Genomic DNA, 436 nt, shown 5'->3' on the forward strand with positions numbered 1-436 from the left:
AAAATATCTTTGCACCGTTCGCTTAATTTTTCATTGTCGGCCGGAACAAACGGCGTTTGAGTTAACGGACGTTTAAGCGTTTCGATTTTGCTTTCGCTTATATCAAAATAAATATTTCTGTATTGTTTTTGTGAGTATGCAGGAGTCATAAATGAGGTGTTCTTTTTCCTGTCGTTGCAGATCGATTCGAGATCTATATCGGCACATATAAGTTGATTTTCTTTTGAAAACCTCTTAGTTTCTTCCAACATAACGCCGTTTTCGCATATCATGCTGTGACCGCTGAAAACAACGTCTTGGGTGCTTTCTCCTATTCCGGCGGAAGAATAAATATATGCGCTTATTGTTCCCGCAGACTGATGTGCGGCCAGAGCGCACCTGTAATCATTTTTAGCTGCAAGCTCGTTGCTTGCGGAAAGGTTGAGGATTACATTTG

Annotated in this window: 1 protein-coding gene; it reads right to left on the minus strand. The window is 40.8% G+C overall.

Annotation, left to right across the window (positions count from 1 at the left end):
• A partial coding sequence (locus tag NE664_14235) for an NAD(+) synthase (protein ID MCQ4727794.1) occupies positions 1 to 436 on the minus strand: 436 nt, incomplete at both ends.

Source organism: Anaerotignum faecicola (assembly GCA_024460105.1).
In the GTDB taxonomy this organism is placed as follows: Bacteria; Bacillota; Clostridia; order Lachnospirales; family Anaerotignaceae; genus JANFXS01.